At 63.6% G+C, this 8,039-nt stretch carries 9 protein-coding genes and 1 other RNA gene; 9 read left to right on the top strand and 1 reads right to left on the bottom strand.

The window, feature by feature from the left end:
• The first annotated feature begins 248 nt into the window (after nt 1-248).
• The 9 genes from ssrA (at nt 249) to H5T65_13170 (ending at nt 6,366) form a co-directional block, all read left to right on the top strand.
• Nucleotides 249-637: a transfer-messenger RNA gene (gene ssrA / locus H5T65_13130) on the top strand.
• Between the two features lie 159 nt (nt 638-796).
• Nucleotides 797-1,318, top strand: a complete 522-nt coding sequence (locus H5T65_13135; protein MBC7260172.1) for a DUF177 domain-containing protein — start codon at nt 797-799, stop codon at nt 1,316-1,318.
• A 24-nt stretch (nt 1,319-1,342) separates the two neighbouring features.
• Entirely contained in the window at nt 1,343-1,531 is a 189-nt protein-coding gene (gene rpmF, locus H5T65_13140; GenBank protein MBC7260173.1) for a 50S ribosomal protein L32, read from the top strand.
• A gap of 156 nt (nt 1,532-1,687) precedes the next feature.
• A complete protein-coding gene (locus H5T65_13145; GenBank protein MBC7260174.1) occupies nt 1,688-2,047 on the top strand; it encodes an Asp23/Gls24 family envelope stress response protein in 360 nt (119 codons plus the stop codon).
• Nucleotides 2,048-2,050: 3 nt separating this feature from the next.
• The gene (nusB, locus tag H5T65_13150) at nt 2,051-2,527 is read left to right on the top strand and encodes a transcription antitermination factor NusB (protein ID MBC7260175.1); all 477 of its coding nucleotides are present in this window, start codon (nt 2,051-2,053) and stop codon (nt 2,525-2,527) included.
• Nucleotides 2,524-2,913 carry a twin-arginine translocase TatA/TatE family subunit gene (locus H5T65_13155; GenBank protein ID MBC7260176.1) on the top strand — a complete coding sequence of 130 codons (390 nt, stop codon included), beginning with the start codon at nt 2,524-2,526 and terminating at the stop codon, nt 2,911-2,913. Before nusB ends, H5T65_13155 begins: the two co-directional genes overlap by 4 nt.
• Nucleotides 2,906-3,643 (top strand): twin-arginine translocase subunit TatC, encoded by a 738-nt coding sequence (tatC, locus tag H5T65_13160; protein MBC7260177.1) that lies wholly within the window; start codon nt 2,906-2,908, stop codon nt 3,641-3,643. The genes H5T65_13155 and tatC overlap by 8 nt, the downstream gene beginning before the upstream one ends.
• A gap of 30 nt (nt 3,644-3,673) precedes the next feature.
• Nucleotides 3,674-4,990 (top strand): GTPase, encoded by a 1,317-nt coding sequence (locus H5T65_13165; protein ID MBC7260178.1) that lies wholly within the window; start codon nt 3,674-3,676, stop codon nt 4,988-4,990.
• A 41-nt stretch (nt 4,991-5,031) separates the two neighbouring features.
• Nucleotides 5,032-6,366: a M20/M25/M40 family metallo-hydrolase gene (locus H5T65_13170; protein MBC7260179.1), complete on the top strand. Its 1,335-nt coding sequence runs from the start codon at nt 5,032-5,034 to the stop codon at nt 6,364-6,366.
• 16 nt (nt 6,367-6,382) lie between these two features.
• On the opposite strand, the gene H5T65_13175 is transcribed toward H5T65_13170, so the two are convergent.
• Nucleotides 6,383-7,786 carry an MATE family efflux transporter gene (locus H5T65_13175; protein ID MBC7260180.1) on the bottom strand — a complete coding sequence of 468 codons (1,404 nt, stop codon included), beginning with the start codon at nt 7,784-7,786 and terminating at the stop codon, nt 6,383-6,385.
• Nucleotides 7,787-8,039 lie beyond the last annotated feature (253 nt).

Raw genomic sequence — 8,039 nt, forward strand, 5'->3', positions numbered from 1 at the left:
TGCCCTACGCTCGTGATGGGCGGGTGGCACGACGTCCAAACACGTAGGGCGGCTTTCCATAGCCGCCGGAGGCTGGGGGCAGGTATGGAAACCTGCCCTACGCTCGCAATGGGCGGGATGCACGACGTCCCAAAAGTGCGTCGCACCTGGCGCCTATGCCCATGGCGCGACCAAAGAACTTGGGGAACGAGACGCCTCTCACCGGTTTTTGTGTTTTGGCCGACTTTGAATATAATACATGTGTGTCAGGGGATGAATGGTCTCGACGGAGGAGGCTGATCAGGGACTGCGAGCCGAGGCGCCCAACCGCGTGAAAATGGGCAAAACGAGAAGTGCGAACTTCGCACAGAAGCCGGCTTTGGCCATCGCTGCCTAGTCAGCGAGAGCCGATGCCTTAGTTACCTGCGGGTAACTACGTCCTGACCATCTCTCTCCCGGTGAGGTGGATCCAGGGCGTCATGAAGACCGGGATGCAGCCCTCCGGATGCCGATACGGGGGGCCCAAGCGCATCGGCTGGCTCCATGCAGACCCCGTTGGCCGGGTGCTGGTGGGGCGAGATTCCAAAGGCCACCTACGCTCGTAGAGGTCTCTGGTCGAATCTTTCGGACGCGGGTTCGATTCCCGCCATCTCCACCTGGAGAAGCGGCCTGCAAGCCGCTTCTCGTTTTGTCCGCACGCGGGAGGGCCGTGTGCGACTGGCAGAGGCGCATTGCCTGCCCAGTGCTCGCTTTGACACGCGGGCGCGGGGAGGCTATAATGCGCTGTGCTTTCTGCTGGTTTCAAGAAGGTGTAGGAATGAGATTCAATGTAGCGCAATTGCTGCTTGGCCCCACGGGCGGGGTCCGAGAGTACGATTTGGACGATGACATCAGCGGGCTGGATCCGCTCATTGTGCCGCATAGCACGCTTGTGGGCCATGTGCGGTTCACCCACGTGGGCGCCAATGTGCTGGTGGAGGGCAGCGCGCATGCCGATTTGGAACTCATCTGCGTGCGTTGCGCCGAGCCTTTCGTTGAGCGGGTGTCCATTGAACTCGTGGAGGAGTTTGAGCCTAGTATAGATGTCTTGACCGGGCGCGTGTTGCCTGGCACGCACGAGGACCCGGCGCTGGTGATTGACAAGCACAACATGCTGGATCTCAGCGAGGTTGTGCGCCAGAATCTGCTTCTGGCGATTGAGGATCACCCGCACTGCCGGGAAGATTGCGCCGGCATTTGTCCCCACTGCGGGTGCAACCTGAATACGGAAACCTGTACCTGCACGGATGAGCCGGTGGACCCGCGCTGGGCTCCGCTGGCGGGCCTGCGGACAAGTTGATCTCATTGAAGGAGAGTTTGGACTATGGGTGCTCTGCCGAAACGAAAACTGTCAAAGGGACGGCGGGATCGTCGCCGGTCGCATCTGGCGCTGAAGACGACCTCCCTGGTCGTGTGCCCAGAGTGCAAGAACCTGCGGCTGCCCCATCGGGTCTGCCCGACCTGTGGCTACTATCGCGGAGCCGCGCGGATAGAGGTTGAAGGCGGGGAGTAGGACGGAATAGGGCTTTGCTCAGGGTTGTGCCTGTGGCCGTGGTGCGGGGTTCCGCGGCACGGCCTTTCTTTTGGCCGATTCACGCGCCCCGCTTGACTTCGGGCGCGCAATAGGGTAATCTAGGGGTTGCGATGCTGATTGCGAGGGGGTCTGGCTATGCAAAATGAGACGGTCGGCAAGGTAACACTGGCTCCTGGTGTTCTGACGACAATCGTAACCCTGACGGCCAACGCCGATGAGGGCGTGGCGCGCCTGTGCAAGGACTGGCGCAGCGACGTCAGCCGGTTTCTCGGGGTCGGCGGCGTGGATGACGGTGTCCGCGTGGACGTGGAGGGCAACAGCGTGGCCGTGGATGTCCATCTGGTGGCCAAGGCGAACGTCAATCTGCTGGCGTTGGGCCGGCGATTGCAGGCCGCGATTGCCCGCGCCATCAGCGAGACGGTGGGCCTCGTGGTCCGCGAGGTGAACATCTTCATTGAAGACGTGGAACTCCCCGATGCCGAGGAGCAGGTGTAAACCGTGAAAGTACGGCGGCGCGCTCGCATTGTGGCTTTGCAGGCTCTCTTTGAGACCGACAGTGTGGGGCATCCTCCCGATGTGGTACTCCAGCACCGCCTGGAGGAGACGCCGCTTCCGGACGCGGGCGTGGATTTTGCGCGCGCATTGGTGTTCGGGGTGTTGGAGCACCGCAAGCAACTGGATGCTTTCATTCAGAAGAACGCTCCCCAGTGGCCCATTGAGCAGATGGCGACCATAGACCGAAACATCCTGCGCATCGCGCTGTTTGAACTCTACGTGGATCGGACGACGCCGATGAAGGTGGTCATCAACGAGGCCGTGGAACTGGCCAAGATGTTCGGAAGCGAGAGTTCTCACCGATTCGTGAACGGCGTTCTGGGCAGTTTTGTTCTGCAAATGCAGGGGGCAAGCGGTGCTTCCCATCCCGATCAGGGCGCTGGCTCTCCTCAGGATGCGGAGAAGGAGGGTGGGGCATGACTTTGTTCGGGATTGGGCCAGGCGAACTGATCCTCATCCTCATCCTGGCGCTCATCGTCTTCGGCCCTAACCGGCTTCCGGAGGTCGCGCGCACCATCGGGAAGACGCTCAACGAGTTCCGCAAAACGTCGGAGGAGGTTACGTCTGCCGTCGCCAGGGAACTGGACTTGAGCGAGGCCGCGAGCAAAGCCGGTTCGTCGGCCCCTACGCCTCCGCCGGCCATCCAGCCGGTGCATGGCATTCCGCTGTCCAGCGTGGGACAGGTAGTGCAGGAGCCTTCGCCCGTGGAAGGCGAAAAGGGCGGGTCCGATGTAGCAGCTGCGGGCAGCGCATCGGGCGTAGGGCCCGGGAATCCTGACGAAGGGAGTCCTGCGCAGGATGAGTGAGAGCAACAAGATGCCGCTTCTCGCCCATTTGGGCGAACTGCGCGATCGCCTCATCAAAGCCTTCTTGGCGTTGTTTGTAGGCACGCTGGTGAGTCTGTTCCTGTTCACGCCGCGGCTGTTTGAAATCGTGATCCGCCCGATGCAGCCGAACGTGCCCGTGGCGTTGAGGCCCACCGAGACCATCATCGTGTACTTCAAGTTGGCCCTCATCGTGGGCGTTGTGCTCGCGATGCCAGTCATCATCTACCAACTCGTGCGGTTCATCGTGCCCGGGCTCACCCCGCAGGAGAAGCGATATCTGTACTTCCTGCTGCCTGGGGCGACGCTCTCCTTCGCGCTGGGCGTGCTGTTCGCCGCGCTGGTCATGCTCCCCTTTGCCATCGCATACCTGAAAGGCTTCATGAGCGACATCGTTCGCCCGACGTATTCCATAGATTCCTACATCTCCTTCGTAACCAGCCTGCTGTTTTGGGTTGGGGTTACCTTTGAGACTCCCCTTATCGTTTTCTTCCTGGCGAAACTCGGCATCGTAACTCCCGCGTTCCTGAGCAAGAACCGCAAATACGCGATTGTGCTCATCGCGGTGTTGGCCGCGGTCATCACCCCGACGCCAGATCCCTTCAACATGCTGATCGTGATGGCGCCACTGATCCTGCTGTATGGGGTAGGGGAGATTCTGGCGCGGTTTGCGCGGCCAATAGCCAAACCCGGCGCCAGCGATAACTCGTAGCGAAACAGCAATACACTGAGGAGGCTTTCAATGGAGAAAGACAGAGTCCTGATCATGGGTGCTGCCGGAAGAGACTTCCACAACTTCAACGTGTATTTCCGCAACAACCCGAATTACGAGGTCGTCGCGTTCACGGCGACGCAAATCCCCAACATTGAGGGGCGCGTGTACCCGGCAGAACTGGCGGGGCCCAACTATCCCAAGGGGATTCCCATCTACCCCGAATCGGAACTGGTGAACCTGATTCGCGACTTGCGCGTGAACCAGGTTGTCTTCGCCTACAGCGACGTGAGCCATGAGTACGTGATGCACAAGGCTTCGGTGGCGCTGGCGGCAGGGGCGGACTTCCGACTGATGGGGGCCGAGTCCACCATGCTCAAGGCCAGCGTGCCGGTGGTTGCGGTCTGCGCGGTGCGCACCGGCAGCGGCAAGAGCCAGACCAGCCGCCGCGTCGCGGGCATCCTGCGCGACATGGGCAAGCGCGTGGTCGCCATTCGCCACCCGATGCCCTACGGCGACTTGGCCAAGCAGGCTTGCCAGCGCTTTGCCACCTACGCCGACATGGACCGCCACCAATGCACCATTGAGGAGCGCGAGGAATACGAGCCTCACCTGGACCGTGGCGTGATCGTCTATGCGGGCGTGGACTACGAACGCATCCTGCGCGAGGCGGAGAAGGAAGCCGACGTGATTCTGTGGGACGGCGGGAACAACGACCTGCCGTTCTACAGGCCCGACCTGCATATCGTCGTCGTGGATCCACACAGGGCAGGGCACGAGGTGCGGTATCATCCTGGCGAGACGAACCTGCGCATGGCCGACGTGGTGGTCATCAACAAGGTGGACACGGCAGACATCGCCAACATCACCACGGTGCGTGAGAACGTCTTTCAGGTGAACCCGCGCGCCACGGTCTTGGAGGCGGCCTCGCCCATCTTCGTGGAAGCGCCTGAGGCGATCCGCGGGAAACGCGTGCTGGTGATTGAGGATGGACCGACCCTGACGCATGGCGAGATGGCCTACGGCGCGGGCACGGTGGTCGCCAGGCGGCTGGGCGCGGCGGAGTTGGTGGACCCGCGGCCCTATGCGGTCGGGTCCATCGTGGACACGTTCCGCAAGTACCCGAACACAGGTGCGCTCCTGCCTGCGATGGGGTATGGCGAGAAGCAGGTGCGCGAATTGGAGGAGACGATCAATAACACGCCGTGCGACATGGTTCTCATCGCCACGCCCATTGACCTGCGCAGGGTGCTCACCATCAAGCATCCGTCGCAGCGCGTGCGGTACGAACTGCAGGAGATCGGCCAGCCGACGCTGAAGGATATCGTGGAGAAGTGGCTGGCGTAGACAAGGCCGTCGGCGCTAGACGGCCTGGGGGAGGGAGTGCGATGTCTCCAGATTGGGCCGCTGTAGAACGCGAGGTTGTGCAGCACCTACAGAACCTGATCCGCATGGACACGACGAACCCGCCCGGCAACGAACTGCCTGCCGCGGAGTATCTGGCCGATGTGCTTCGGGGCGAGGGCATAGAGGCGGAAGTGGTGGAGTCGGCGCCGGGGCGGGGCAACGTGGTGGCGCGGCTCCGTGGCGACGGCTCTGCCCGCCCGCTTCTGCTGATGTCGCATCTGGATGTGGTGCCCGCCGAAGCGGACAAGTGGGAGCACCCGCCCTTCGCCGCCGAACTGGTGGATGGCGTGATCTGGGGCCGCGGCGCGGTGGACACGAAGAACCTGACCGCCGTGCAGTTGATGCTCATGCTCCTGCTCAAGCGCGAGAGTGTGCCATTGAAGCGGGACGTCATCCTGGCCGCGACGGCGGACGAAGAGGCGGGCGGTCTGACGGGCATGGGTTGGCTCGTGGAGCAGCGGCCCGAACTTTCGGAGGCGGAGTACGCCATCAATGAGGGGGGCGGGTTCGGCCTGGACATCGGCGGCAGGCGCGCCTATGTCTGCCAGACCGCGGAGAAGGGCGTCTGCTGGATGAGGCTGACGGCGCAGGGCAAGCCGGGCCATGGGTCCATCCCGAAGGGCGACAACGCCGTGGCCACCCTGGCGGAGGCCATCGCCCGCTTGTCGCGCGCGAGACTCCCGCTGCATGTGGTGCCCACGGTGCGCGAATTTGTCCAGCAACTGGCCCGATTGCTGCCGTTCCCGCAGTCCTTCATCCTGCCGCTGGTGCTCAATCCGGTGTTTGAACCCTTGGTTGCGAAGGCCTTGGCCCGCGAGGAGACGATAGGGCCGCTGCTGCGCGCCTCGGTGCGCAACACGGCCACGCCCACAGTGCTGAGCGCCGGCAGCAAGACGAATGTCATCCCCTCGGTGGCGGAGGCGCAGGTGGACGGGCGGTTGATTCCCGGCCAGACGCCCGATGACTTGATCCGCGAGATTCGGCCCTATGTCGGCGACAAGGTGCGGATTGACATCATCGGCACGTCGGAGCCGTCGGAGGCGGGATACCAGACCCCGCTGTACACCATCCTGGCGGAGGCGCTGGCCGAAGAGGACCCGGGAGCGGTCATGCTGCCCTTCATGATCACCGGCTCCACCGACGGCCGCTTCCTGGCGAAACGCGGCGTCAAGGTCTATGGCTTCTGCCCGATGAAGCAGGACATGGACGTGTCGCCGCTGGAGATGGCGCACGGGCACAACGAGCGGATATCCGTGGCCAACCTGGTTTTTGGGGTGCGGGTGCTGTACAAGGCCGCGGTGCGGTTGTGTTCCTAGCGCGCGGGCATGCGCACTAGACCTGGATGGACTTCCACTTACCGCCTCGGTAGCGCAGGAAGGCGAACAACCCGCGGAAGAAGAGGTCCACCGACATGGCGACCCAGGCCCACTCCAGTCCCAGGCCCAAGACGGTGATGAACAGGATGGCGAGCGGGACGCGGATGCCCCAGATGCACCCCGCGACGATGTAGAGCGGATAGCGCGTGTCCCCGGCGCCGCGTAGAGCCCCATTGATGATCATGGTGGCGGCGAGCGCCGGCTGGGCCAGCCCCACGATGCGCAGCGGCCCAGTCCCCAGCGCGATGACCTGCGGGTCGGACGTGAAGAAACTGACGAGCGGCAGCGGGAATAGGATGAAGATGACCCCCATCAGGCCCATCAGCGCCGCCCCGATGGCGAATGCCGTGTAGCCGTTGCGTTCGGCTTCTTTCGGATTCTGGGCCCCCAGAGCCTGCCCCACCAGCGTGGTGGCCGCGACGGCGAAACCGAAGCCCGGCATGTAGGATAGCGACTCGGCATTCAGCGCGACCTGGTGGGCGGCGAAGGCGGCGGTGCCAAGCGTGGCGACCACCCGCGCGTAGGACATCTGGCCGAATCGGAACAGCAGTTGCTCCAGGCCCGAAGGCACGCCGACTCGGAGTATGCGCTTGATGAGGTCCCAGTCGGGGCGCAGTTTGTCCAGCACGAGCCGAAGGATTCCGCGTCCTCGCGCCAGCGTGCTCACGGCCAGGACGCCGCCCATCATGCGGGCGGTGGCCGCGCCGATGGCCGACCCCGCGACCCCCATGCGCGGCAGTCCAAAGGCTCCGTTGATGAGCGACCAGGCCACCACGATGTTGATGCCGTTGACGATGAACATGATGCGCAGGGGTGTGCGCGTGTCGCCCGCGCCGCGCATGGCGGCGTTGCAGATGAACATCAGCGTGGCGGGAAGGAACACCACCGAGACGATACGCAGATAGGTGGTGCCAGGGCCAAGGGCTTCGGGCTCGGCCCCCATGAGGGCCACCGCGGGGCGCGCCAGCGTCGTGCCGAGCACCGTGGCGACGAGGCCGATGGCCGCCCCCACGAGCACCGATTGTCGGAGCACACGGTTGGCGAGCAGCGAATCCTTGGCTCCGACCGACCGCGCGATGAGGGCGGTGCTGCCCACGCCTATGGCGCCGAAGAGCGCGTTGGTTAGCATCACCCACTGATTGGCCAGGCCCACGGCCGCGAGGGCTGCCGCGCCGATGTGCCCGACCAGAAACGTATCCACAATGCCCACCATCATCCCCAGCATTTGCTCGCCGGCGGCAGGCAGGGCCAGCCGAAGCGTCTGGAGCGCGGCGGGACTGCCCGAGGCGCTCTTCCGGAGGGCGGCTGCTGTGCGCAGGCGGGCCGTGGCCAGGTGTCCCAGCCCATTGACAGGTTTCATAAGCGAGTCTCTTTCGGCAGTAAATTCGGTTTGTATATATTATACGCCGTGCGCTGTTTCTCACAAATGGGGCGGGATGCGGGGGCGGTTCCAGTTTGTGTTGGGGATTCCACGGAGCTGTAACCGCGAAGAACGCGGACCCACGCGAATGTTACTCACGCTCGCTTTTTCATAAGAACGCACGATGTGGTAACATAGCGCCAGGAGGCCCATCGGGAGGTCGCACATTCGGTTGGCGCTGCTCTCTCGGCGG

The organism is Chloroflexota bacterium, from assembly GCA_014360805.1.
Classification (GTDB): domain Bacteria; phylum Chloroflexota; class Anaerolineae; order DTLA01; family DTLA01; genus DTLA01.